Genomic DNA, 21,388 nt, shown 5'->3' with positions numbered 1-21,388 from the left:
TCGCCATGAGCAAGATCAGCACCGAGAAACTCGAACCCAGCAAGACCGTCCTGCTGCTGGTGGACTTCATCAATCCGTTGGACTTCGACGGCGCGCAAGAGATTGCGGCCTCGGCGTTGGAGGCGGCCCGGCAGACCGCCGCATTGCGCCGCCGGCTCGCCCGGCAGGGCGTGCGCACCGTCTATGCCAACGACAACTACGAGCGGTGGACGTCGGATTTCAAGGAGCTTTGGAAGCATTGCGCCGCCCTGCGTGGCGTGCCGGGCCAGATGGCCAAGCTGCTGGCGCCGACGCGCGAGGACTTCACGCTGCTCAAGGCCAGGCACTCGGCCTTCTACGGCACGCCGTTGAACATCCTGCTTGGACAGCTGCGCTGCAAGCGCTTGATCGTGACCGGCATCGCGGCCGACAGCTGCGTGCTGTTCAGCGCGATGGATGCCTACCTCAGAGGCTATTCGGTCTGGGTGCCACCCGACTGCGTCGCCGCAGAGGCGCATGAGGCGCGCGACATGGCGCTGACGCAAATGGCGCGCGTGCTCAAAGCCGACATCAGGCCCTCGCAGCGGCTCAAACGCCCCGGCGTGTAAACCCTGCCGTCAAAACGCCACGCGGCGCTGCCGCGAAACAGCGCGGCAGCGCGCCAGCTGCACGCGGCACGTGGCTTGCCCATGCCGGTGGCTCGCGCGCCAGCGACATCCCGTCGCGAAGCGCTTCTTTGCCACCAGCCAGTAGGACATCACATGCCAACCACCGCAACGAAGACCTCAGCCAAGGCGTCCAAGGGCGCCGCCACCAAATCAGCAGCGAAGAAGACTTCGGGCAGCGCCAAGAGCAAGTCGGCGCCTGACGCCGTCGACATGCTGACGCAGGACCACAAGGACGTGAAGGCACTCTTCAAGGAGTACGACAAGCTGGCCAAAGCCGACGGCGACGTCGAGGAGAAGCAGGCCCTTGCCCTGCAGATCTGCGCCATGCTGACGGCGCACGCCACCGTAGAGGAAGAGCTCTTCTATCCGGCCGCCCGCGAAGTGCTCGGCGAGGACGAAGACCTTGTCGACGAAGCCGACGTCGAGCATGCCAGCGCCAAGGACCTGATCGCGCAGATCGAAGCCGCCACGCCCGACGATCCCCACTTCGACGCCAAGGTGAAGGTGCTGGGCGAATACATCGACCACCACGTCAAGGAAGAAGAAGGCGAGATGTTCCCCAAGATCCGCAAGTCCGATCTCGACCTCGATGTGATGGGCGAAGAACTCGCCGCACGCAAGACGCAGTTGCTCGGCGACCTGGCCGAGCCGCACTGACCTGCAAAGTGGACCGGGCCGCGCTGGGTCGATCCCTGCCGGCCCCGAAAAAGCAAAAAGGCACCCGGTGGTGCCTTTTTTACTTGGAGATCTTGGGGTGGCTGACGGGACTCGAACCCGCGACAACAGGAATCACAATCCTGGACTCTACCAACTGAGCTACAGCCACCGCAGAGCCAAAGAGTATAGCGGAAAGTCAGGGCGCGCTGGCTGCGGACGCCGGCGCGGCGACATTGATGACGGCCTTGTATCGAGACTTCAGTGCTGCCATGAAGGCTTGTCCTTCGGCCCTGGCCCAGGCGGCCGCGTATTGCTGCGCGGCTCGCGTGTCGTCGATGACAGCGGCATCGCGCGGCTGCAGTTGGTTGATGCGCGCGACAACATAGCCTCCCTCATCCGCCGCAAAGCCCACCACGGCGGGCAGCTTGGAGGCATCGGCACCCAGCACCGCCTCGAGCTGCTCACGGCTCAAGGCTTGCGGCTTGGCACGCGACACCGTGACGGCCGCATCCAGTCCGGTGGTGTCGGCGGGGTTGGCCTTCAGCGCGGCCAATCGCGCCTCGCCGGCCTTCTTGGCCTGCTCCGACGCCAGCTTCTGGACGAGTTGCTGCCGCACCTTGTCCTTCACGTCGGCGAGCGGCGGCACGCGGGCCGGGCTGTGCTGGACAACCCGGGCCGACACCATCTGGCTGGCACCGGTTTCGACGGCTTCGGTATTGCGTTTGTTGCGCAGCGCCTCCGCGCCGAAGACTGCGTCAAGCAGCTTGGGTGAAGCCAGCACGCCCGTCGCGCCGGCTTGAGGCTGGCGTTGGACGGTGGCGGTCTGGATCTGCAGCTTGAGCTTATCGACAGCGGGTTGCAGGCTGTCGGCCTGCTCGTAGACGAGATTGCCGAACTGCTCGGCGGCTTCCGCATAACGACGCTGAGCGAGCTGCTTGCGCACTTCGCCCTCGATTTCGGCGCGCACGGCTTCGAAGGGCTTTTTCTCGCCACCGCGGGTGCCGGTCAGCTGGATGATGTGGTAGCCGAAATCAGTCTCGACGAGGTTGCTGATTTCGCCCTGCTTCATGGCGTAAACGGCGGCATCGAACTCCTTGACCATGGCGCCGCGGCTGAAGAAGTCGAGGTCGCCGCCATTGGCCGCAGAGCCTTCGTCCTGGGAGTTCTTCTTTGCCAAGGCAGCGAACTCGGCCGGGTTCTTGCGCACCTGCGCCAGGATGTCTTCGGCCCTGGTCTTGGCTTTGGCACGCTCGTCGGCCGACGCGCCGCGCTCCGCCTTGATCAGGATGTGGCTGGCGCGGCGCTCTTCGGGCACGCCGTAGCGAGCCGCGTTTTCCTTGTAGTAGGTCAGCAGGTCGTCTTCGGTGAACTTGACGTCCTGCTTCAGGGCCTCCAAATCCAGCACGACGTACTGGATCTGAGCCGTTTCGGGCAGTTGCAACTTGGCAGCGTTGGCCGGCTCCTTGTAGAAGGCTTCGATCTCGGCGTCGCTCGGGTTGAGCTTGGCAGCAAAGCCCGCGACGTCGAAACGCTGCAATTGCACCTCACGCTGCTGGAGCAGCGCATCAAAGGCCAGCTTCGGCGCAGCAGTGCCGACAGTGGCCGAAGTTTCGATGGGCGCCGTGACCTGGCGGATCGCGTAGTCCTGGCGCAGGCGCTCGAGAAAGATCGAGGGGGTCATGCCCTGCGCGGCCAGCATGGCCTTGTTGACCGTGCCGTCTGGGTTGCGCAGGAAGGCGAACTGAGGATCGTTCCAGAACCTGGCGTTGACGGCCTCGGCGCTGGGCGTGAAGTGCTGGTCTTCCGCGGCCGCCTTGAGCGTGCGCTCGTTGACGAGGCCTTCGAGGGCCTGGCGCTTGACTTCGGGCGTGTCCAGCAGCTTGGCGTCGACGCCGGGGCTCTGGCGGCGGATGCGATCAGCCTGCTCGCGCTGGGCAAAGTCCCATTCGGCTTGCGTGATCTTGCGGCCATCGACGGTGGCCACGCTGGCGTTGGCGCCGTCCATCATGCTGGTATAGCCCTGCATGCCGACGAAGGCGAAGGACGGCAGGATCAGGATCAGCAGGATGAACTGGAACAGGCGGTTGTGTTGGCGGACGAATTCAAACATCTCGGAAAGCCTTGACGATCAAGCGCTAGGAATCAAACGCGACGAAGGCGAACCGGGGTTCGCCTTCGAGGAGAGCCGCATTCTAAGTGCGAGACGGCAATGCCGTCCCGGGGCGGGTGGTGGGCGCTGACGGGCTCGAACCGCCGACAATCTCCGTGTAAGGGAGGTGATTCTCCATACCCATCAATAACTTAGAGAACCGACCAACCAAACCGCAATGAGATGACCCAGCAACGATAGTATTTTGCACGACTCGCTAACTCGCTTGACTGTATAAAAATACAGCATGAAAGACGTTGAGTTCTGGTTTTGGATGATGACCGATCAGTGGGGCCGTCGCCGCAAGAGCGCGTGCAGATTCGCTGAGGGCGAGGCGCTGAAGCACGATCCGACCGCTACCCGCATCGAAGGGTCGTGCGAGGTCCGAAGCTGCCCGGAGAACGTTGACGAGAACTACGCGCTGGCGCCGACGAATCAGCATCTGCGCGGGCACGACGGGACCAAGGGGCCCTGAGCGTGGCAAGCTGCCCTAGCGCTCCACCGCCACCGTGTCCTGCCAGGCCCTGCCCGTGTCGCCGCCGCCGGTCTTGCCCTTGTGGTCCCAGCTCACGGACGTGACACCGAAGTCACGGAGCTTGCGGATCAGCTCGCGCCAGACGCCCGGGGGCGTGGCGCCATCTGCTCGGCTCATGGTGGCGTGGATGTAGGCCGCGCCGTCGGCAGTCAGGTCTACCTGGGCAATGACGTCGGGCGGGTCGCGCTGCTCGAAGCTGCGGCTCGCCGAGAACAGGCGGGCTGTCAGGCGGGTGGGCTGAAGGTGCCAGGGCATGGCCGTCTCATCGCTACGGCGTCAGCGCGTCGTAGCTTGCGACGCAGAGCTGGCCGGCGCGAATGGCGCTGTCAGCAGCTCCTGCTGCCTCTGCCGCAAAGTCGTCAAGCGCGCCGACCACGAGGGAGAGCCGGACGATGCGCGCGTCTGCTGTCTCGCAGCTGCTGGCAGTGGCGGTATCTCGCGCACGATCACCGAGGGAGGTGGCGAGATCGGCGGAGTAGCGCTGCAGCTGGCCAGCAGTGCGGCGCAGGCGAGCAGCATCAGCCTCAGCGGCTTGGCGGGCGAGGTGTTCGGCATCAGCGGCCTCTTGGCGTTTCTTGGCGGTGAGCGCGGCGTCGCGCGCGAAGGATTCGAGCGCTTGGCGGGCGTTGCGCTCTTGGGTTTCGCGGTAGGCCCCGAACTCGGCGCGCACCTTGGATGTCTCGGCCTTCGCCCGCGCCACGTCGGCCTGCGAGGCGCTGAGGCGCAGGGTCTGCGCGCCCAGCAGCAGCCCCAGGGCCAGCACGACCCAGCCCAGCACCGGCACGCGGCGGAGGATGGCGAGCGCGGTGATCACTTCCGCCCCTCACACATCGCCATCTCGGCCAGGCGCCGGTTCTGTAAGCCCTGCACGAAGCGCAGCTCGGGCTTGCCGTTCGGCAGCGTGCGGCCCGTCTTGACGGAAGACCAGTTCGGCTTTCCGTCCGGGGTGTAGGCGATCAACCGGCAGGCCGCTGCGGTGTCGCCTGCATTGAAGGCGGCCATGGCCTGGCTCCCGCAAGTCGCGGCCACGCCGAAGTTGTGCTCATGGCTGCTGAAGGCATTGAAGACGTGCTGCGGCGGCTGGCGCGTGAAGCAGTCGGCCAGCTTGAGCTGTCCGGCCGTCACAACCTCGCTCATGCCGGCCGCGCACTCCTCCTCGGTCCAAACCTCGCCGACGATCACCGGCTTGGAGCTGGTGTGGTTCGTCAACCCGCCGCACGCCGTGGGCAGGCCGCCCGCCAGCTTGTCGGCGTAGACCGTGCGGCCGCGCCCTTCCCAGTCGCCCAGGAAGTCGAGCAGTTGAGGGCTGGCCAGCATGAGCCCGCCAGCCACGGCGCCGACCAGAACACCAGCCTTGGTGCGCTTGCCGATGGGCTTGCGGGCGCTCATTCCTTGAGCCTCAGCTGCTGCACCAGGCGCGCGATGGCAGCGCCGATGCCGACGACGAAGGCGACGGCGGCAAAGCGCCCCTGCCCGACCACATCGGCCACAGCATCAGGCGCCAGAGACACAGCGAACTCGGCCGCCGAGAACAGCGCGCCCAGCAGCGCCAGCCGCACCGACCACAACTTGTGCCAGACCTTGCCGGCGTCGTCGATCAGCTTCATCGCCGCCCCCCGTACCGGTCGCCCTCAAGCAGCAGCAGCCGACGGCTGTACTCATTGAGGCGCAGGTCCTGCTCGTTGTCCTTGCTGGCCTTGGCGCTGAGCTGGGCGTTCAGCTCCTTGACCTCGACCGTGAGAGCGACGATCTTGGTCCCGTAGTCGTCCAGGCGCTGGGCCTGCAACTGCTGGCCGTTCCACAGCAGGATGGCCTGCCCTGCGATGGCGCTCGCCATCATCAGCAATCCCCACACGGGAACCTTTCTGTCAATGCTCCATCGGCTGGGGACGGGGTCGAGCCCCATGCGGTCGGTTTCGCGGTACTGCATCAGAACGCCTTCACATAGGCGACCGCGACGCCCCGCCGCTGCGGCAGGATCAGCCAGGCCGTTCCGTAAGCGCCGGCTGCAGCGCCGCCGGCGGTGACAGCGAAATCCTGGAAGCTGCAGGTCCCGCTGCCGCGCCGGTCCCAGATCTCTTTGGCAGCGCCGACGGCGAGGCCAGCAGCGAAGCCCCAGTGAGGCTCTTTGGTGGCCAGCGTGACAGCTGACGCAATGGCGGCGCCGCCGAGCATGTGCTTGGTCTTGTCGGGGCCGCGCCAGAGGTCATCGGTGCGGCACTTGCGCTCGATGGCGCTGGCAAAGGAGCAGGCGACCACCAGGGCCGCGGCGAGCAGGATCTTGCGCATGGGATGTCCAGACGTAAAAAAGCCCGCACGCGGCGGGCTGGTGGGCTAAGGTTCTTGGCGTCAGGTGATCGTGGCTGCGGCAGCGAAGAGCGCGTCGATCTGGGCTTCGGTGAGGCCCAACTGCCCGGCGATCAGCAGCACCAGCGGGCCGGTCCGGGAGACTTGGGTTTTGAATTCCCAGGTGATCTGCGCTTGGCTGCGGTCCGGCTCGGGCAGCGCGGCTATGGAAGCTTCGACGGCCCCGAGCAGGCCCGCCTGCAGCAGGGCCCGGCGGGCCTGCTCCATCGTCACGACGACAACCGAATCCACCGGCGCGGGCCTGCTCAGTTGGATCACTGTGGCGCCGCCAGACTGGCGTGTGACGTAGCTGTCTTCACTCATCACCGCACCTCGTAGTTGTACGAGAAAGAGAGCTTGTCAGTCTCGGCCAGGCTGCACCCGAACTCGATCTTGACCGAGTTGAGCGCGTCCACAGGCTGGAACAGCAGCGAGGAGTTGGTGTCCGACTTCACGACCCCCACCGCGGCCCGATGGTTCGTGTCGGCGCAGGCGGCTGTGTTGTCGAAAACCACAACGCCATCGATGGTGATGACGACGCGCACGTTGCGTGCTGTCGCATCAGCCGCCTGAAACTTCAGAGCGTTCAGCCGCACCCGGCTGCCGGTGACGTTGAGCAGGGTTTTCAGGTTGGATGTGCCGGCCAGCGTTGCGCCTGAGAGCGTGGTGATCGCCGGACCGAGGCTCAAGATTCCGGATGCGGCGCTGAAGCCGCAAGGCAGTGATGTGACGCGGCTGCCGCCGCCAAAGCCCATTTCAGAAAGGGTGCCGCTCATCAGTTGCTCCGGTAGTAGTCACCCCACCAGCGCAGGCTGATCAAAGGTGCGGTGTTGAGAGTGATGACGCCGCCGCGGATCTGCCCATTCGGACCGATCATCGAGCGCGCGCCGAGGTCGACGGTGTTGTCGAGCCGCCCGTTATCGAAGCGAGCGACGAAGCTCGCGCCAACCGAGATTGCCGGCACCGTCGCAGCGCATGCCGCAGCGTTCGTGAACGCCGTGTCGGTGTTGGCTGCGATGGCCGCGCTGGTACCGGCTTCAATGACCAGTTGGAGGCCGTTCGGCGCGATGGGCTCCCAGTTCGTCGGGTCCGCGCTTGGGTCGGTCGTTCCAGCGCCATTTGTGAGGCGCGAATAGACGCGGTGGTCGATGGGCGACTTCCTGGCGTCGTCAACGGCATAGGTCGTGCCGCTGACCCAGGCTATGGCGCCGGCGCTGGATGCAGCCGCAGTGGCGTTGGCGGCCGAGGCGAGCTCGTGGGCCGAGGCCTCGGCCGCCTTCGTCGTCGCGGTGGCGGCGCCAGTTGTGGCGGTCGCTGCCGCCGTGTTGTTCTCTCCGGCCTGCGCGTTCTGTTCGTCAATCATGGTCTGCCATGCAGCCAGGATCGCGAACGCCTTGGTGTTGAAGGTCGCGGTGTCGTCGGTCGGCTGCGGGGCCGGCGGGAGATCAGAGATGGTGGTCACGTCAGACCCTCCACCTGCAGCGAGCATTCGCTGACGGAGTGATAGGCGATGTTCACGTCGAACTCCTTGTAGAAGCCGTACACAACCGCGCTCTCGTACTTTGGCGCGATGAATAGGCAGGGGGTTGCTCGGATGCTGGCGAGGAAGCTGACCGCTTCGTCCACCAGCTCTGCGCGGATGGGTAGGTCGTAGCTCGCGCGCTTGGCGAAAGCGCGCTGCACGAGGACGACATCGCCGAAGTCGTTGGTCTCTTTGCGGCTGTAGTCCTGGATGCCGACCCGCGCGCCCTGCTGGACCAAGATGCCGATGTCTTTGGCCTGGCCGAAGAGCAGCACGCCGGCCGCCAACTGGGTCGTGCCGGTGACGTCGACGCGCAGCTCGGCGCCGATGATTCCGGGCACGTCGACCAGGGCCAGGGTCGGGCCGCGGCGCTCGCCGTAGAACCATTCCCACCAGCCTGACTGGGCAGGCAGGCTGGTCAGGTCGATGGTCTGGTCGTAGAGCAAGCCCAGCGAGCCGTGCGTCACGCGCACGCGCAGCGTCAGCGCGCCGGTGAGCCCGAGCAGCGCGACCACGTTGTAGGCGGCCGTCGGCTGCAGGCGGTAGTAGAAGCTCGTGCTCTGCGCGGTCTGCGTGCTGTTGCTTCGGTCGAACATCGCCCAGCGATTGGTGGGGCCGACCTCTACCCACTCTGGCTCGGTGGCAGGGTTGTTGTTGAGGTTGCTTGCCGCGACGCTCTCATAGACCTTGTGCGTGCCGACCAGGTGCACGCGGTCGCCAACGTTGTAGGTCGTGGCGCCGCTCCACGCCGAAGTGGAGTCCTCGGGGACGTCGGTTGCCACCAGCACGCTATCCGTGACGGGCAGCGGGTTGACGATTCGCAATGGTGTCGTCATGCCGCGACCGACCTTTCTTCTGGGACGCCTTCGCCGTCCCACTTGCGCAGCAGCTTGGCGATCTCGGTTTGGAGCTTCACGATGGCAAGGGCTTGCGCCTTGTTCTCTTCACGCATTGCGTCGATGGAGGCGGCCGCACGGTCTTTGCCGCCCGCTGCACCGGATGCCGCCGGGTTGAACTGCCGCGGCACCACGGCTTCGCCTTTGTGGATGACAGCCAGCATGTCCTGCGGCACGTAGTTGGTGCCGGTGGACAAGCGCGGCGCGGAGAGACCGAACCGGGCGACGAGACTGCCGCCGGTCTGCTCCAGGCTCGCCGCCACCTGTGCGCGAATGCGCTCGACGTCCAGCAGGCTGGTGGCGCTTTGCTCGGCCAACTGCAACAGCGTCTGGCTCAGGCTGGGCAGCAGCTTCGCGGCCTCTTGGTCGCCTGCGCGCGCCTGTGCGGTCGTGATGGCGAACTGCGCTTGAGCGCTGGCCAGGCTCTGCGCCGAGTCGCCGCCCATGAGGTCGCGAATGCGTTTGACCTCGTCGAAGATGGTGTCGGTAACCGACTGCCAGGCGCTGCGCAGCTGCTCTGCGGCGCGGGCCGCTTCTTGGGCGGCCTGGGTAGCGGCTTCATTGGCGGCGCGCTGATCCTCAAGCGCGAAGATCTGCTCCAGGATGAATCGGTTGCTGGCGTCGAGCGCGGCCAGCTCACGCTCACGAATCGCCGCCGTGTTGCCCTGGGCCTGCAGCAGCCGGCCGACGAGGTTGTCGCGCTCGCTGGCGATGCCACGCAAGCGCTCAGATTCGGCGTCGGCTGCGGCCTTGGTTGCCGCCTCAAGATCCCGGGCCGCCTGCGCTGCAAGGCTCGCGGCGGCCTGTTCATCCTCAAGCGCGAAGATGCGCTCCAGAATGGCACGGTTCGATTCATCGATTCCGAGCAGTTCGCGTGCGCGCAGCGCGGCCGTATCGCCCTGCAGCTGCAGCAGCCGGCCTTCAAGCCCCTCGCGCTGCTGCGCGACGCCGGCTAGCCGCTGCTGCTCATCGGCGGCACGCTGTGCCTCTGCCTGCGCGGCCTGCTCCGCCGCAGTCTTGGCCGCGACCATCGCATCGATCTGCTGGCGCAACGCGGCGTTGAAATCGTAGGCCGCTGCGACTCGCGCCGCGTCCTCGGGCGTGAGGCCGCCTGTGAGCTGTCCAAGGTCTCGCTCGCGGGTGCGGCGCAGCACGTCCTCGGGCCGGCCCTGCTGGGTCAGCAACTCGTTCTCTAGGTCAAAGCGGGTGCCTGCCAAATCGTCAAAGGTGCGCTGCAGCGCTTCGGCTGCGCGCATGGCGGCCTCGGCGGCGCTCTTCTGCGCTGCCTCGATGGCCTTCTGAGCTTCCACCGCGGCGCGCGCGGCGTCGATCTGGTCGCGCAGCGCGCGGTTGTAGTCGTAGAGGCCGGCCAGAGCCTCGGCGTCTGCCGGCGACAGACCGACCGAGTCACGCGCCAGCTGCAGGGCACGCTCGCGGGCGCGGGCCCCGGTTTCGTCGCCAAGCGCGCGCTGCAGCTCGATCTCCAACTGCGCGCGGCTGTCACCGTAGCTCTGCGTTAGGCGCCGCATCGTCTCGGCCGTGGTGTCAGCGACCGACTCGACGGCCGGCACCAGCTCGGCGAAGGCGCCCGACAGGCCCACCAGCTGCGCGAACAGCTTCTGGCCCGACTCGGTGCTGGTGTTGATGCCGGTGACGAGTTCGCGGAAGGCCTCGCGGGTTTGCGGCAGCTCGCCCAGGCCCAGGCGGTCGAACTGGCCCTGCAGACGCGTGCGGCCGGCGGCGGTGCGCTCGGCCTCGGTGAAGAAGTTGTCGAGGTAGTCGGACAGCCCCGTCTGCAGCTGGTCCAGGCCGCCGGCGCCGCGGATCATGGCCGTGGTCAGGCTCTCGCCGCTGGCGCCGATGGAGATCAGCACATCGCGCACGTCGACCAGCGAGCTGTAGGCCGAGGCCAGCTCCTCGGCGCTGCCGTCGAGGTTGGAGATGATCTGGCCGACCGAAGAGAGCTTGGGCAGGGTGATCTCGCGGCCCAACAGCGTGATGACCTGGCCGGCCACCGTCTCAGCCTTGGCGATGGAGCCGCGCACGATCTCGGCGGCCACATCGCCCTGCTTGAGCGCGATGTCGTTGAACTTGATGGCGCTGACGCCGAGCAGTTCGAGCGCAGCCTCGGCCGTCTCGATGCCAGAGGCCACGCGGATGACCGTCTCGAAGTAGCCCTCGCCCACGTTCTGGAAGGCCTGCAGGCCGGGAATGGCCGCGGTGGCGATGTTGTCGCTGGCCGCACCCAGCACCGCGGCGAGCTTCTCGGAGATCTGCTCGCCGGTCAGGCCCTTGAGGTCGATCTTGCCGATGTCGACCACGAAGGCGTCAAGCTTGGCCTTGACCTGGTCGAAGGCGAGGTCGAGCGGATCGGAGGCCTGCAGGATGGTCGAGTAGATGTCCTTGAACACCTGGCCGAACTGCTGCTGCAGCTGGGCATCTGCCGGCGAATACTGGGTGCTGTTCTTGTTGCTGACCTTGATACCGAAGAACTTCTTCGTGCTGTTGACGTCGACGTAGTCCTGCAGGTTGAGCCCGCCGCCGATGATGCTTTGCAGCGACTGCTGGTCTGCGAACAGGCCGTTGCCGGTGATGGTCGTCTTCTTGCCGAACAGGGCGTTGGTGATGCGGCCGCCAAACAGCAACTTGTCCACCAAGCCGATGGGAGTGACCGAGCCGAAAACGCTGCCTATGCCGCTTGTGCGCGTGCCCTCGTTGATGCCGAAGCGCTCGCCGGCTGAGCCTTGCGATTCTTGGCCGCGCAGCACCAGGCCGGTGATGCCGCCGATGTTGTTCTCGATGCTGCGCAGGCTGGCCAGCATGCCGCTCTGGGTGGATAGCTGCAGGCTTGCCGTCTCCGACAGGCGGTCGGTCGAGCGGGAGATGCTTTCGCTGAGCGCGTTGGCATCGCCGAAGACCGTGCCCTTGCCAGTGGCCACCGGCGCACCGTCGCCGCCGCCAGAAGGGCCGCTGGCGAATCCGCCGGTGACCGCGAAGCCCAGCGCCGCCATCGCGGCAGCCATCGCCGCCATGCGCGGGAACGCGGTGTAAGGGTCGCCCTGACCCTGGCTCGCAATGGCCACCGCCGCGGCGCTGGCGCCCTTCACCAGGTCGCTGGCCAGCTGGTAGGCGCGGAAGGCCGTCTCAGCAGCCTCCAGCGCCTTATAGCCCTTGGTGCCCTCACTGAAGAAGCCCTTGGCCGCGCCGGCCATGCCGGCGTAGAGGCCGATGGTCGACTTCTGGGCGTCCTCGTTGATCTTGATCTGCGCGCGTAGCTTCTTGGCAGGGTCATTCGAAGCGTTGACCAAGGCCTGCTGCTTCCCGATGTCGACCTGCTGACGGGAGTAGAGCTGCAGCGAATTGCTGAGCCGTGCCAGGCTGTTGCCGGCACCGTCGAAGGCTCGGGTCAGCGCTTCGCCGAAGCTCTCCGCGCGCGACGGATCCAGGTACTTGTCCAGTTCTTTGCTGGCGTCCTCGGCGGCCTTGCGGGCTTCCTTGCCGCCAATGAGGCCGACCAGTTCCCGCCGCTTGTCGATCTCGCGCTGCAGCGCCGCGATTGCGCTGTCGTCCCCCTTCGCGGCGCGCTGCCGCTCCTGCAGGCGAGCGATGGCAACCTGCTCCATCGCCTGGGCAAGGCTGACCTGGCCTGCCGCTGCAATCAGCGCGGCCTCGGCCTCATCCTTCAGCGCCTGGACCTGCTTACCGACGGAGGCGGCGCTTTGGTTGAGCGACGCGAGGTACTTCTCCCGGATGTCCAGGCCGCGGTCTTCGGCGTCGGCGACTTGCTTGAAGGCCTCGGCTTGCTGCTTGGCCAGCGCGACGGCGAACGGTTGCTTGGCGATCAACTCGGTGACGAGGGCGACGTAATCCGCGTCGCTCTGGTTGGTCCGCTGCCTCACGGCTTGCAGCCGTTGCAGGTCTTGCGCGTAGGTGCCGCTCAAGCCGGCCAGTCGCTCCAGCAGCGCGGCCTGTTGCTCCAGCGCGCGGGCGGCCGCGGTGGCATCGCCCTTGTCGGCAGCCTTGGACCGGGCAGCGGCGATCTGTGTCTCGATCTCAGCCCGGCTCTTTCCGGCGGCCAAGCCGATGTTCTCGATGCGGGAGATTTCCAGCGCGAGTTTGGCCTGCTTGTCCAGGCTCTGCTCGGCTATCTTGGCGAACTCGTTGCCTGCCTGAACAGACTTGAGGGTGTCGGCCTGCTGCTGGGCCAGCACGTCGCCGATGCCCTGCTGCTTCAGCATCTCGGCCGTCTTCTTGCTCACGGCCGCGATCTCGCGATCCAACTCGGCCAGCACGACACTGGTCCGGCGAGTGCCAGTGAAGAAGCCGTTGCCGCTGGCTTCGCTGCGCGACGTCTGAAGATCGAACAGCTTGCGCTGCAGCTCGTCAAGCGTTTCAGGCCGGCCGATGTTTAGCGCTTGGTCGGCCGCGCCCTTGATCGCATCTTTGATGGCGAGCCAGCGGCGCTCGATTAACCCGAGGTTCGCTTCCAGCTTAGGGAAGCGATCTTCGATGACGGCTGCAAAGGCCTCTTGGGCGACCTTCGCCGCCTCCGTGGCCCGGCCTTGCTCTTCCAGCGCCTTGATCTGCTGGTACAGCGACACCGTCAGGAAGTTGGTGGTGTCGTTCAGCTTGAGCGCAGCCTGCAGGGGCGCTTTGCCCAGTTCGGCGAAAGCCTTCACCGTCTCTTCAACGGCCGGGCCGCCGACGCGCTCCAGTTGCACTGCAGCTGCGGCGAACCGGCCCAGGTTGTCGGCGCCCACCTTGCCGGTCTCGGCCAGCTGGTTAAGCGCCGCAGCAGCCGCACCTTGCGTGACGCCGAAGCTCGAGATGCTGGCCGCGATGCCACTCAACTGCATCGCCGTGACGCCAGCAGCGTTGCCGGTCAGGATCAGCGTGCGGTTGAAGGCCTCACCTTCCTTCGCACCCTTGAAGTAGGCAACGGCAAGCCCGCCGACGGCGGCTGCTGCAAGAGTGAAAGGGGTCACCAGGCCGGCGACGAAGCCGCCCAGAGCGCGCGCCGCGTTGCCTGCGCCGCCGAACATGTCTTTGAGCTGGCCGCCCTGCTGCAGGAACACCGTGAGCGGGGCCTGGCCGCCTTGCAGGCTGGTGATGATGTCGGTGAACTGCGCCGGCACGCCCCGCAGCGCGGCCGCGGTCTGCTTGGCACTGATCTCCATCGTGCCCAGGCCCTTGGTGGCGGCCTTCTGGGCGGCCTCGGCTTGGCGCAACTGCTCCAGGTAGGGCTTGAGCGCGTCGCCACTGACGCCGCGCTGGGCGGCCAGGGCTTCGAAGTAGCTGGCGCCTCCCTTCTCGCCGGCCTTGAACGCAGCCGTGGCCCGCTCAATGCTCGCGATCATTGATCGGGTTTCGCGCTCGATCTTGGTCGCGGCCTTGCCGGCGCCGTCGCCAGCCTTCTCCACGCCGGCGCCGGCCTTGGTCCCTTCGCGCTCTGCTGTCCGGCCGAGGTCACCCAGCGCCGTCTTGGCCTGCTCAACGCCGGCACGAACGCCAGTGGCGTCCATGGTGGCCTTGAGCTCTACCTCACGGGTGTTTTCGGTCATGGGTGGGGGCTTTCACTCAGCGCCGTTGAGGCGCATCTGATCGAGCGCGGCGCCCTCCAGGGCCCGCACGCAGTCGAAGGTGTCGCGCCAGTCGTCGGCGCTCAGCTGCTCTTGGTCGAGCAGGCGGAACAGCGGCAGGTAGTCGAGCCCCGTGGGGCCGTTCATGCTGATCCGCCACTGGGTGCCCATATCGCAGAAGAGGCGCCAGGGCAGCCAGTTCTCTGGCCACAGTTCAACGTGGTCCAAGCCGTAGTCGGCGGCGTCGAACAACTCGCCGACCATGCCGCCCGGCTTCTCGCGCAGGTAGACCGCGCGGGCGGCCTGGGTCAGTTTCCCAAGCGGCCTTCGGTGACAGCGCGGCTGTACGCCTCCATGATGGCGCGCGCTGCGGCGGGCACTTCGTCGGCCAGCTGGGCGGCGGTCTCTTCGGTCAGCTTCTCGTCGAGGCTCCAGCTGTCGAGCACGTCGGCTAGGTATGAGCCGCTCTTGTCGACGGCCGCGGCCATGACTTGCGCCAGGTCCAGCGTGCCGGCCGACTCGTCGACGTTGAATGTGCCGACGAGGAACTCGCCGAAAGCCTTGCGACTGCGGTACTTGAAGACGCACTCGATGACGCCCTCGCCGCCAGACGGCAGTTCGAACTTGACGTTGACGGGGGCGAAGGTCTTGGGCGGCTTGCCGAGGGTGATCTTGGACATGGGGTTCTTTCGCGGGGTGAAGAAAAGCCCGTGCCCGGCCTGGCCTTCCCCCGCGAAGGAGAAGAACCAGGACCGGGTCGGTGCAAGGGTTGAGCGCCAGCAGGCGCTGCGATCAGGCGCTGTACTTAGTGGCTCGGTTGTTGCCGTTGAACGAAGCCGTCACCGTGGTGATCTGGCCGTCGTTCATGGAGTCCGACTCGTTCAGCGCGCAAGTGCAAGGCACCAGGTTGATCGCGCCGCTGCGCTTGTTGATGCGCAGGATGGTGTCGGTCTGGACATCGGTCAGCGCCTTCAGCGCGATGTAGCCAGCGGTGGCGATGGAGTCGGCGTCCAGCGTGAGCGTGTAGCTGGTGGCGTTGAAGCCGTCGTTGATCGAATACCTGACATCGCTCTCGATGTACTTGTAGTCGACCGTGACGGGATCACCACCGCTGCTGGACACGGCAGTCACCTGGGTGATCTGCGTGAACGTCGTCACCTTGCGAACGCTGCCGGTGCCGGCGCCGGCGGTGAAGTAGGTGGTGCTGGAGGTGTCGATCCCTTCGAGGGTGATCGACGTGTTCAGCACAACCGACTTGATGCGCGCAGCGCGCTTGTTCAGGCGCCCCCAGCCGCTGGTGACCTCGACGAAGTCGCCGTTGGCCAGACCGGTGGTGCTGGCCATGCTGAGGACGCACTCGGCGGCATTGCTGGCAGCACTGGTGGTCAGTGCAGAGCCAAACGCCGAGGCGATGTGGAAGGTGGTGCCGGTAGGTACGCTAGCCATGGTGAGGGCCTTTCAGATGCAAAAAGGCCCGCTACTGCGGGCCGGGTTGGTGCCCTCATCGGGCGCAAAAAACCCGCCTCGGTTTGACCCGGGCGGGTGTTGGGTGGCGCGGCCCTTGGTGGGCCAGGCGTCAATCGGTCAGCGGGCGCTCCAGATGGAGAAGTCCTGCAAGCAGCTGCGGCGGTCGGTGGTGTCGTCGACGTCGCCAATGGGCTCGGAGTCAGGGCGCGCGGTCAGCGTCCCCGCGGTGCTGAGCGCGTCCTCAACGCCGCGCGCGATGGCCAGTGCCTCGGCGCGCGTGGCGGCCCAGCTGTTGATCTGGACCATGCTGTGCCGCAGGTTTGAGGCCGAGCCTTCGACGTAGCGCAACGGCGTGCCGCCGATGTGCTGGTAGGTGATGTAGGGCGCCGCTGCGCCGGGCGGGGCGACGTCGGGATAGACGCGCGGGCACACGGCGGCCAGCAGCGTGGTGAGGGCGGCTTCCATGGTCATTTGATGAGGCCCTTGGCCTTCAACTCGGCGAAGAATCTGTCGCGCATGGCGTCTTGCGCCAGGCCGGCCTTCGACGCTGCGCCGCGCACAAAGGCTTTGGCCGGGATCTGCTTCGGGCCGCCGGAGCGCAGGACGTAGTACGCGTCTTTCACGGATTGCGGCGCGCTCTTCTTCGGCTTGGGCTGGTCGCGCATCTCCGGGCGCACCATCGGGAACATGCGGCCCCGCGCGTCGCGTGCGATCTCGTAGCGCTGGAAGTAGCCGAACTCCACCAGGTGGCCGTGGGGCGCTTTGCGCTTGTTCCAGCTGATGCGGTAGACGGCCCGGTTGGCGCTGCTCTCGGTGTCGGCGTAGGCTTGGTAGATCGAGTTGTCCAGATTGCCGGTCTTGCGGCGCAGGCGGGCAACGTTGGCCTTGACCGCGTCATAGAGCACCTGCGATCCGGCCTGCGCAGCCGGCCGCACGGCCGCCAGGCTCTCGACGCCCAGCGCGTCGAGCCCGAGGTCGGCGGTGGTGAGGGCGATGCTGAAGCCGCTCACGAGACGACCTCGCAGGCGAGGTCGACCCATTGACGGGTCGCCTCGTCCGGCAGCACGGCGCGCACCAGGTAGACGGTGCTGCCGTGGACGATGCGCATTCCGGCAGTGACACCGGTCCGGTAACGCAGGCGGACGCTCGCGCGCACGGTGCTGATATTGGCGTCGGCCTTGATGGACTCCATGCCGTTGAGGTGGCGGATGCTTGCCCACAGCGGGGCGACTTCCGTCCACCCAGGCACCGGCTGGCCAAGCGCGTCCTGCGTGGACACGGGCTGCTGCAGCGAGACGCGACGGTTGTAGGCGCCTGCGCTCACGATCCGAACACCCTGTAGGCATCGAGCAGGCGGTCGATGAATCGCTCAGGCAGGGCCTGCACGCGACCGGTCATATCTACCGCCTCGCGGTTGGCGTAGAGCGTGCTGGCCGTGACCATGATCCAGACCTTGAGCGCCGCCGGGACGGCTTCGGCATCTCCATAGCCGGCGACGAAGCGCACGCGCACGGCGTTGACCTTGTCGTAGGTATCCGGCCACCCGGCATCGGCCGGCATGACCAAGCCACCCGGATAGGAGTCGGCCTCAAAGACGTAGCCCGCTGGCGCCAGCGTCTGCTCAGCGCCTGAACTATCGACGTACTTGACGCTGGTGATGGACTGCGCCGGCGGTGCGAGCAGCTTGATGCCATCGGCCGGGAATGCGTCAAGCGGCTGTTCGACGGTCTGCGTGACCAGCACGCGACCGGTCAACTGCTCGCACATCAGTCGCGCTGCCGTGATGTAGGCGGACAGCAGATCGTCCTCAGCTGTCTCGTCAATGCGGCACTGCGCGCGCATCTCTGCCACCGTCACCGGTTCTTCCGACGGGGGAGTGATGGTTTTGATGGTCATGTGTGTGCTTCAGAGTTAGGCAGCTTCAGGCGCTGCCACCTCGACGGTTTTCCATTCCTTCGCCGACAGGCCGCGGTCGTCCAGGTAGATCGCAGTCATCTCGGCCGCCTTGTGCCCCAGCAGGGTCTGCACCGTCTCGGCTGGCATGCCTTCGTGCATGTAGGTCCGGGCCGCCAGCGACCGCACCTCGTGGAGCGACGGCCATTCGTACTGCTGATAGGCGCCCTCGCCACACACGGCGACGATGAGCTCGTGGAACCGCGCCGACAGGCTGGACATCTCGATGGGCTTGCCGCTCGCCTGCCGCAGCAGCGTGTCGCCCCGCTTGGCGATCCGCTCGCAGAACTCGATGACCTCGCCAAGGGTCATGCCCGTGCATTCCAGCCGGATAGACAGCGGGATGGCCAGCCGAGCGCCCGTGGGCTTGCCGGCCTTCTTTTGCTGTTCCACTCTGAGGCGGCCGTCGACGACATCGTCGAACCGCATCTTGGCCAGGTCGGCGCGGCGCTGGCCAGTGTGCAGACCGAGCAACAGCATTGCGATCACCCAGCGCTGCTGGCCGAGCGACGCCATCAGCAGCATGTCCTGCCAAATCTCGAGCGTGAGCCGCTTGCGGATGCCCGGCGCCCGCGGCGGCTTGACCAGGCTGGCCGGGTTGCCCTCGGCCTCGTTGTTTGCGATGGCCTCCGTGAAGACGTCGCGCAGCTCGCCCAGCACTCGAACGGCCTTGTGCGGCGAGCAGGTCTTCAGGAGCGTGGTGATCTCGTGCGGCTTGATCGCGGCCAGCGGGCGAGGCCCCAGGCTGGTCTCGATGAACTTGATCACCGCGCCTCGGTTGCGGATCGTCTGCGGGTTGTAGCCGCGGTCCTTGATGATCTGACGGTAGGTGGGCAGCCAGGTCGCAATGGTCATGCCGGCCGGTGTCTCGGGCGCGGGTTGCGCCGGCTCGACAGTCGGTGCCGGCGGTGGCGGCGGCGGCGGTGGAAGCGGAGCAGCCGGCGGCGGAGGCGGCGGAGCTGGCGCCGGCTGCACTGCCGGTGCGATCTGCACGGGCCCGGCAGGCAGCGCGCGGATCGCCACGGCGATTGACTCTAGGACGCCTGCAAGGGCCTCGGCCGTCATGGTGCTAACCGTTTAGTCATACGGTTATTCAATCACGACAACCTAGGTGTAGGCACCCCCGGTTTGCGTGATTGAGAATCCGGCATGACCACCGAACCCAAGAACAAGGGCGGACGCCCTTTCAAGCCCGCCGATGAACGCCTTGAGCAGCGCTCCGTGCGGTTAACGCCCGCTCAGTGGGCAAAGGTCGATGCCAACGGCGGCCAGGCCTGGTTACGCCAGCTCGTCGAGCAGGCTGAGACGAAAAAACCCGCCAAATAGGCGGGCCTGTCATCACCGGCAGGGGCTGGGATCAGGCGGCCACTCGGGTCCACGTCGTCGCGCCGCGCACGTAAGCGCCGACGCCGGGGGCTCCGAAAGCGGCGTTGGTGTTGTAGAAGCTCGCGCCGGGCGCGTGGTTGCCCACGGTGGCGTCCAGCAGCGCGCCGTCCATGCTGATGTCCGTTGGCCCCTGCAGGCGCAGGGCCGGCGTGCCGGCATCGACCACGAACACGCTGCTCGTCAGCTCAGTAGACTGGGCTTCGAGCAAAAAGGCTGTGCTGCCCGCCGTGTTGCGAATGAATCGGTTGCTGCACCGAACTTGGCGGGCACGGACGCGGACAGTGCCACCGGCAGCCACGTTGTAGGCGATGCACGAACTGGCGCCGTTCCAGTGATACACCTCGTTGAGGTTGATGTGGTTCACAGGAGCGTCAGCCACGGCGACGAAGCTACCCTCGTGCTCCAGGTCGTTGGCAGTGAAGTACGTGCAGGAGCCATTCGACACCCGCAAGATGGCATCTGTCCCGGCGCCGAAGTGGCCGGTGACGTAGTAGCGGGTGACGGTGCCGTTGTTGATCCAGACGACATTGGCCTTGTTGCCCGAGGCGCTGCTGTCGCTGCCCAACACGCGAACGCGCAGGTTCGTGATGACGGCGTTGGCGTTGTTGAGCAGCACGACGGCGCCGCGTGCGCCGCTGCCCAGGGCGTTGTCCCAGACGAGCTGCGTTGCGTCCACGCGCAGGTCACGAATAGTGCCTGTGCCAAACAGGCCGATGATGGCGCCCGCAAAGGAGCCTGCACCGAACACCTCGGCCTCAACGCCCTCCCACGTCGAATCTTCAATGTGCACCGTGGCGCTGGTGCTGACGGAAAACGTGCGGGGCCGCAGGCGGTCGATCTTGAGGCCGCGCCGGGTGCCGGCGCCGCGCGAAATGAAGGCGCAACTCGGCTGACCGTCCACGCGCGTCGCGCTGATGTTGCGCAGAGTCAGCCCGTCGATGTTGGTGGCGCCAGAGTCAACCATGCCGACAATGCCGTTTCCGTCGATGTTGGACATCGTGTCCATGATGACCGCCACCGCCGCATCGACGTTGGTGTCATAGGTGCCATAGATGCCATCCACGGTCCAATCGCGGATGGCGTTGGTTCCGTTGCCGTTGTAGAACCGAACGGGCTGCTGGTGCGTGTTCTCGCCCCACGAGTCGGTCACCCGACCGCCGATCAGCGACAGGTCGCCGTAGGCCGGCAGGTTGAGCACGTAGTCGAAGAAATCCGAGCAGCCGACGCCGATCAGGTTGTCGCCACCCTGGGCGCGTGTGCGTTCTACGACGAGGCCCCGGCCGGGGCCGAGGGGATGCACCACGTCGCTGTTTCCTGCAACGTTGGACGAGTCGTCGCGGAAGGTGCGGAAGCCGCTGACCTTGACATTTTTGTAGCCCGACAGCAGCAGGGCGTACTTGGTCGTGTTGCTGACTTCGAGGTTGATCAACTCCACGTCCGAGCATGCGTTGAGGATCACCGCGTGAAGGTTGCTCATCGCAGCAGTCGTGAGCGCACCTTTGCGGTAATCCAGAGTTGCCCCAGTGCCATTGATGACGATGTTGCGCACGCCGTAGGCGCGGCCGGTCTGTGCGACAGGTTGGTCGGCGCCAGGGTCGGGGATGGTGTAGCTGTTGGCAGTGACAGCAGTGATGAAATCGTGCCGCACGTTGCCAGACGGCCCGAAGCAGATGACGAAATCGCCGATCCGGCGGCCGTGGTCGGCTTGGTTGATGGCTCGGACGTTGCTCGCGCGGGTCCAGGTCATCGACTTCGCGCCGGTCACGGGCTCGACGCGGACGCGACGCGTCATCACGCCGGTTCTCACGGTGCCGGTCAGGGTCGGCGCGACGTAGACATAGAGCTGCTTGCCAGCCGAGGCGCCCGGCAGCGTGAAGATGGCGACGGTGCTGGCGTTGACGACGGCGCCAATGTTGACCTCGGCGCCGTAGCTCGACTCGCCCGGAGCCAGCCAGGCCAGCGACGTGGTGGCGTGCGTGTAGCGCAGAGTCCCGGTGCCTGCTGCAGTCACCTCGTCGTGGCAGTAGATCGACACTCCAGGCAGCGCGCCGTCGTCAGCCAGAAATTCCGCATTGCCGGTGCGGATCAACGTGTGTTGCCGCGTTCCGGTGGCGCGGAGCACCGTCCCGGGCTGCAGCGTCAGATTGGTGTTGGAGCCCAGCAGGATGGTCTCTGGGATGGAGCCGGTGATTGCGGCAACGCTGGCAGCGCCAGACGACTGGAGTGCCGACGAAATTGCGCTCGCTGTGGC

At 66.4% G+C, this 21,388-nt stretch carries 25 protein-coding genes and 1 tRNA gene; 4 read left to right on the top strand and 22 right to left on the bottom strand.

Annotated features, from left to right (window positions below):
- Positions 1-5 precede the first annotated feature (5 nt).
- Both ACT6S0_RS05005 and ACT6S0_RS05000 read left to right on the top strand, forming a co-directional pair.
- Positions 6-587, top strand: coding sequence for a cysteine hydrolase family protein (locus ACT6S0_RS05005; protein ID WP_444762794.1), 582 nt, complete (start codon positions 6-8; stop codon positions 585-587).
- 153 nt (positions 588-740) lie between these two features.
- Complete coding sequence (locus ACT6S0_RS05000) at positions 741-1,304, top strand: hemerythrin domain-containing protein (protein ID WP_444762793.1); 564 nt, start codon at positions 741-743, stop codon at positions 1,302-1,304.
- 93 nt (positions 1,305-1,397) lie between these two features.
- Here the strand turns inward: ACT6S0_RS05000 and ACT6S0_RS04995 are convergent.
- Both ACT6S0_RS04995 and ACT6S0_RS04990 read right to left on the bottom strand, forming a co-directional pair.
- A tRNA-His gene (locus ACT6S0_RS04995) sits at positions 1,398-1,473 on the bottom strand.
- 27 nt (positions 1,474-1,500) lie between these two features.
- A complete protein-coding gene (locus ACT6S0_RS04990; RefSeq protein ID WP_444762792.1) occupies positions 1,501-3,414 on the bottom strand; it encodes a SurA N-terminal domain-containing protein in 1,914 nt (637 codons plus the stop codon).
- 286 nt (positions 3,415-3,700) lie between these two features.
- Between ACT6S0_RS04990 and ACT6S0_RS04985 the strand changes: the two genes are divergently transcribed.
- On the top strand, positions 3,701-3,928 hold the full coding sequence (locus ACT6S0_RS04985; protein ID WP_444762791.1) for a hypothetical protein: 228 nt from the start codon (positions 3,701-3,703) through the stop codon (positions 3,926-3,928).
- A 15-nt stretch (positions 3,929-3,943) separates the two neighbouring features.
- Here ACT6S0_RS04985 and ACT6S0_RS04980 read toward each other — a convergent pair whose 3' ends face one another.
- From ACT6S0_RS04980 to ACT6S0_RS04890, 19 genes are all read right to left on the bottom strand, one after another.
- Positions 3,944-4,243, bottom strand: coding sequence for a hypothetical protein (locus ACT6S0_RS04980; protein WP_444762790.1), 300 nt, complete (start codon positions 4,241-4,243; stop codon positions 3,944-3,946).
- Between the two features lie 13 nt (positions 4,244-4,256).
- Positions 4,257-4,802: a DUF2514 family protein gene (locus tag ACT6S0_RS04975; RefSeq protein WP_444762789.1), complete on the bottom strand. Its 546-nt coding sequence runs from the start codon at positions 4,800-4,802 to the stop codon at positions 4,257-4,259.
- Positions 4,799-5,377 (bottom strand): lysozyme, encoded by a 579-nt coding sequence (locus tag ACT6S0_RS04970; RefSeq protein WP_444762788.1) that lies wholly within the window; start codon positions 5,375-5,377, stop codon positions 4,799-4,801. The genes ACT6S0_RS04975 and ACT6S0_RS04970 overlap by 4 nt, the downstream gene beginning before the upstream one ends.
- Positions 5,374-5,595 (bottom strand): DUF7940 domain-containing protein, encoded by a 222-nt coding sequence (locus ACT6S0_RS04965; RefSeq protein ID WP_444762787.1) that lies wholly within the window; start codon positions 5,593-5,595, stop codon positions 5,374-5,376. Before ACT6S0_RS04965 ends, ACT6S0_RS04970 begins: the two co-directional genes overlap by 4 nt.
- A complete protein-coding gene (locus ACT6S0_RS04960) occupies positions 5,592-5,843 on the bottom strand; it encodes a hypothetical protein (RefSeq protein WP_444762786.1) in 252 nt (83 codons plus the stop codon). Before ACT6S0_RS04960 ends, ACT6S0_RS04965 begins: the two co-directional genes overlap by 4 nt.
- A 74-nt stretch (positions 5,844-5,917) precedes the next feature.
- On the bottom strand, positions 5,918-6,277 hold the full coding sequence (locus ACT6S0_RS04955; RefSeq protein ID WP_444762785.1) for a hypothetical protein: 360 nt from the start codon (positions 6,275-6,277) through the stop codon (positions 5,918-5,920).
- Positions 6,278-6,337: 60 nt separating this feature from the next.
- Positions 6,338-6,658, bottom strand: coding sequence for a hypothetical protein (locus ACT6S0_RS04950; protein ID WP_444762784.1), 321 nt, complete (start codon positions 6,656-6,658; stop codon positions 6,338-6,340).
- Positions 6,658-7,110 carry a hypothetical protein gene (locus tag ACT6S0_RS04945; RefSeq protein ID WP_444762783.1) on the bottom strand — a complete coding sequence of 151 codons (453 nt, stop codon included), beginning with the start codon at positions 7,108-7,110 and terminating at the stop codon, positions 6,658-6,660. Before ACT6S0_RS04945 ends, ACT6S0_RS04950 begins: the two co-directional genes overlap by 1 nt.
- A complete protein-coding gene (locus ACT6S0_RS04940; protein ID WP_444762782.1) occupies positions 7,110-7,796 on the bottom strand; it encodes a hypothetical protein in 687 nt (228 codons plus the stop codon). The genes ACT6S0_RS04945 and ACT6S0_RS04940 overlap by 1 nt, the downstream gene beginning before the upstream one ends.
- Positions 7,793-8,692, bottom strand: coding sequence for a carbohydrate-binding protein (locus ACT6S0_RS04935; RefSeq protein ID WP_444762781.1), 900 nt, complete (start codon positions 8,690-8,692; stop codon positions 7,793-7,795). The genes ACT6S0_RS04940 and ACT6S0_RS04935 overlap by 4 nt, the downstream gene beginning before the upstream one ends.
- Positions 8,689-14,313: a phage tail length tape measure family protein gene (locus ACT6S0_RS04930; RefSeq protein ID WP_444762780.1), complete on the bottom strand. Its 5,625-nt coding sequence runs from the start codon at positions 14,311-14,313 to the stop codon at positions 8,689-8,691. The genes ACT6S0_RS04935 and ACT6S0_RS04930 overlap by 4 nt, the downstream gene beginning before the upstream one ends.
- 12 nt (positions 14,314-14,325) lie before the next feature.
- On the bottom strand, positions 14,326-14,595 hold the full coding sequence (locus ACT6S0_RS04925) for a DUF1799 domain-containing protein (RefSeq protein WP_444762779.1): 270 nt from the start codon (positions 14,593-14,595) through the stop codon (positions 14,326-14,328).
- Between the two features lie 44 nt (positions 14,596-14,639).
- Positions 14,640-15,011, bottom strand: a complete 372-nt coding sequence (locus ACT6S0_RS04920; protein WP_444762778.1) for a phage tail assembly chaperone — start codon at positions 15,009-15,011, stop codon at positions 14,640-14,642.
- Positions 15,012-15,123: 112 nt separating this feature from the next.
- Complete coding sequence (locus ACT6S0_RS04915) at positions 15,124-15,777, bottom strand: phage tail tube protein (RefSeq protein ID WP_444762777.1); 654 nt, start codon at positions 15,775-15,777, stop codon at positions 15,124-15,126.
- 138 nt (positions 15,778-15,915) lie between these two features.
- Complete coding sequence (locus tag ACT6S0_RS04910) at positions 15,916-16,263, bottom strand: DUF3168 domain-containing protein (protein ID WP_444762776.1); 348 nt, start codon at positions 16,261-16,263, stop codon at positions 15,916-15,918.
- A 2-nt stretch (positions 16,264-16,265) separates the two neighbouring features.
- Positions 16,266-16,808, bottom strand: a complete 543-nt coding sequence (locus ACT6S0_RS04905) for an HK97 gp10 family phage protein (RefSeq protein ID WP_444762775.1) — start codon at positions 16,806-16,808, stop codon at positions 16,266-16,268.
- Positions 16,805-17,122, bottom strand: a complete 318-nt coding sequence (locus tag ACT6S0_RS04900; protein ID WP_444762774.1) for a phage head closure protein — start codon at positions 17,120-17,122, stop codon at positions 16,805-16,807. Before ACT6S0_RS04900 ends, ACT6S0_RS04905 begins: the two co-directional genes overlap by 4 nt.
- Positions 17,119-17,694, bottom strand: coding sequence for a head-tail connector protein (locus ACT6S0_RS04895; protein ID WP_444762773.1), 576 nt, complete (start codon positions 17,692-17,694; stop codon positions 17,119-17,121). The genes ACT6S0_RS04900 and ACT6S0_RS04895 overlap by 4 nt, the downstream gene beginning before the upstream one ends.
- 15 nt (positions 17,695-17,709) lie before the next feature.
- Positions 17,710-18,606 carry a tyrosine-type recombinase/integrase gene (locus ACT6S0_RS04890; protein WP_444762772.1) on the bottom strand — a complete coding sequence of 299 codons (897 nt, stop codon included), beginning with the start codon at positions 18,604-18,606 and terminating at the stop codon, positions 17,710-17,712.
- A gap of 294 nt (positions 18,607-18,900) precedes the next feature.
- On the opposite strand from ACT6S0_RS04890, the gene ACT6S0_RS04885 reads away from it, so the two are divergent.
- Positions 18,901-19,077: a hypothetical protein gene (locus ACT6S0_RS04885; protein WP_444762771.1), complete on the top strand. Its 177-nt coding sequence runs from the start codon at positions 18,901-18,903 to the stop codon at positions 19,075-19,077.
- A gap of 31 nt (positions 19,078-19,108) precedes the next feature.
- Here the strand turns inward: ACT6S0_RS04885 and ACT6S0_RS04880 are convergent, their stop codons facing one another.
- The gene (locus tag ACT6S0_RS04880) at positions 19,109-21,259 is read right to left on the bottom strand and encodes a hypothetical protein (RefSeq protein ID WP_444762770.1); all 2,151 of its coding nucleotides are present in this window, start codon (positions 21,257-21,259) and stop codon (positions 19,109-19,111) included.
- Positions 21,260-21,388 lie beyond the last annotated feature (129 nt).

It is taken from the genome of Roseateles sp., from assembly GCF_052436255.1.
In the GTDB taxonomy this organism is placed as follows: Bacteria; Pseudomonadota; Gammaproteobacteria; order Burkholderiales; family Burkholderiaceae_C; genus Pelomonas.
This window is presented reverse-complemented; position numbering and strand designations above follow the sequence as displayed.

Excerpts from the sequence above, each read along its gene's own strand:
- ACT6S0_RS04945 (WP_444762783.1), bottom strand. The coding sequence starts at position 7,110 with ATGAGCGGCACCCTTTCTGAAATGGGCTTTGGCGGCGGCAGCCGCGTC.
- ACT6S0_RS04950 (WP_444762784.1), bottom strand. The coding sequence starts at position 6,658 with ATGAGTGAAGACAGCTACGTCACACGCCAGTCTGGCGGCGCCACAGTG.
- ACT6S0_RS04930 (WP_444762780.1), bottom strand. The coding sequence starts at position 14,313 with ATGACCGAAAACACCCGTGAGGTAGAGCTCAAGGCCACCATGGACGCC.
- ACT6S0_RS04890 (WP_444762772.1), bottom strand. The coding sequence starts at position 18,606 with ATGACCATTGCGACCTGGCTGCCCACCTACCGTCAGATCATCAAGGAC.
- ACT6S0_RS04920 (WP_444762778.1), bottom strand. The coding sequence starts at position 15,011 with ATGTCCAAGATCACCCTCGGCAAGCCGCCCAAGACCTTCGCCCCCGTC.
- ACT6S0_RS05000 (WP_444762793.1), top strand. The coding sequence starts at position 741 with ATGCCAACCACCGCAACGAAGACCTCAGCCAAGGCGTCCAAGGGCGCC.
- ACT6S0_RS04925 (WP_444762779.1), bottom strand. The coding sequence starts at position 14,595 with ATGGTCGGCGAGTTGTTCGACGCCGCCGACTACGGCTTGGACCACGTT.
- ACT6S0_RS05005 (WP_444762794.1), top strand. The coding sequence starts at position 6 with ATGAGCAAGATCAGCACCGAGAAACTCGAACCCAGCAAGACCGTCCTG.
- ACT6S0_RS04965 (WP_444762787.1), bottom strand. The coding sequence starts at position 5,595 with ATGAAGCTGATCGACGACGCCGGCAAGGTCTGGCACAAGTTGTGGTCG.
- ACT6S0_RS04910 (WP_444762776.1), bottom strand. The coding sequence starts at position 16,263 with ATGGAAGCCGCCCTCACCACGCTGCTGGCCGCCGTGTGCCCGCGCGTC.
- ACT6S0_RS04980 (WP_444762790.1), bottom strand. The coding sequence starts at position 4,243 with ATGCCCTGGCACCTTCAGCCCACCCGCCTGACAGCCCGCCTGTTCTCG.
- ACT6S0_RS04915 (WP_444762777.1), bottom strand. The coding sequence starts at position 15,777 with ATGGCTAGCGTACCTACCGGCACCACCTTCCACATCGCCTCGGCGTTT.
- ACT6S0_RS04990 (WP_444762792.1), bottom strand. The coding sequence starts at position 3,414 with ATGTTTGAATTCGTCCGCCAACACAACCGCCTGTTCCAGTTCATCCTG.
- ACT6S0_RS04970 (WP_444762788.1), bottom strand. The coding sequence starts at position 5,377 with ATGAGCGCCCGCAAGCCCATCGGCAAGCGCACCAAGGCTGGTGTTCTG.
- ACT6S0_RS04935 (WP_444762781.1), bottom strand. The coding sequence starts at position 8,692 with ATGACGACACCATTGCGAATCGTCAACCCGCTGCCCGTCACGGATAGC.
- ACT6S0_RS04895 (WP_444762773.1), bottom strand. The coding sequence starts at position 17,694 with ATGACCATCAAAACCATCACTCCCCCGTCGGAAGAACCGGTGACGGTG.
- ACT6S0_RS04955 (WP_444762785.1), bottom strand. The coding sequence starts at position 6,277 with ATGCGCAAGATCCTGCTCGCCGCGGCCCTGGTGGTCGCCTGCTCCTTT.
- ACT6S0_RS04985 (WP_444762791.1), top strand. The coding sequence starts at position 3,701 with ATGAAAGACGTTGAGTTCTGGTTTTGGATGATGACCGATCAGTGGGGC.
- ACT6S0_RS04885 (WP_444762771.1), top strand. The coding sequence starts at position 18,901 with ATGACCACCGAACCCAAGAACAAGGGCGGACGCCCTTTCAAGCCCGCC.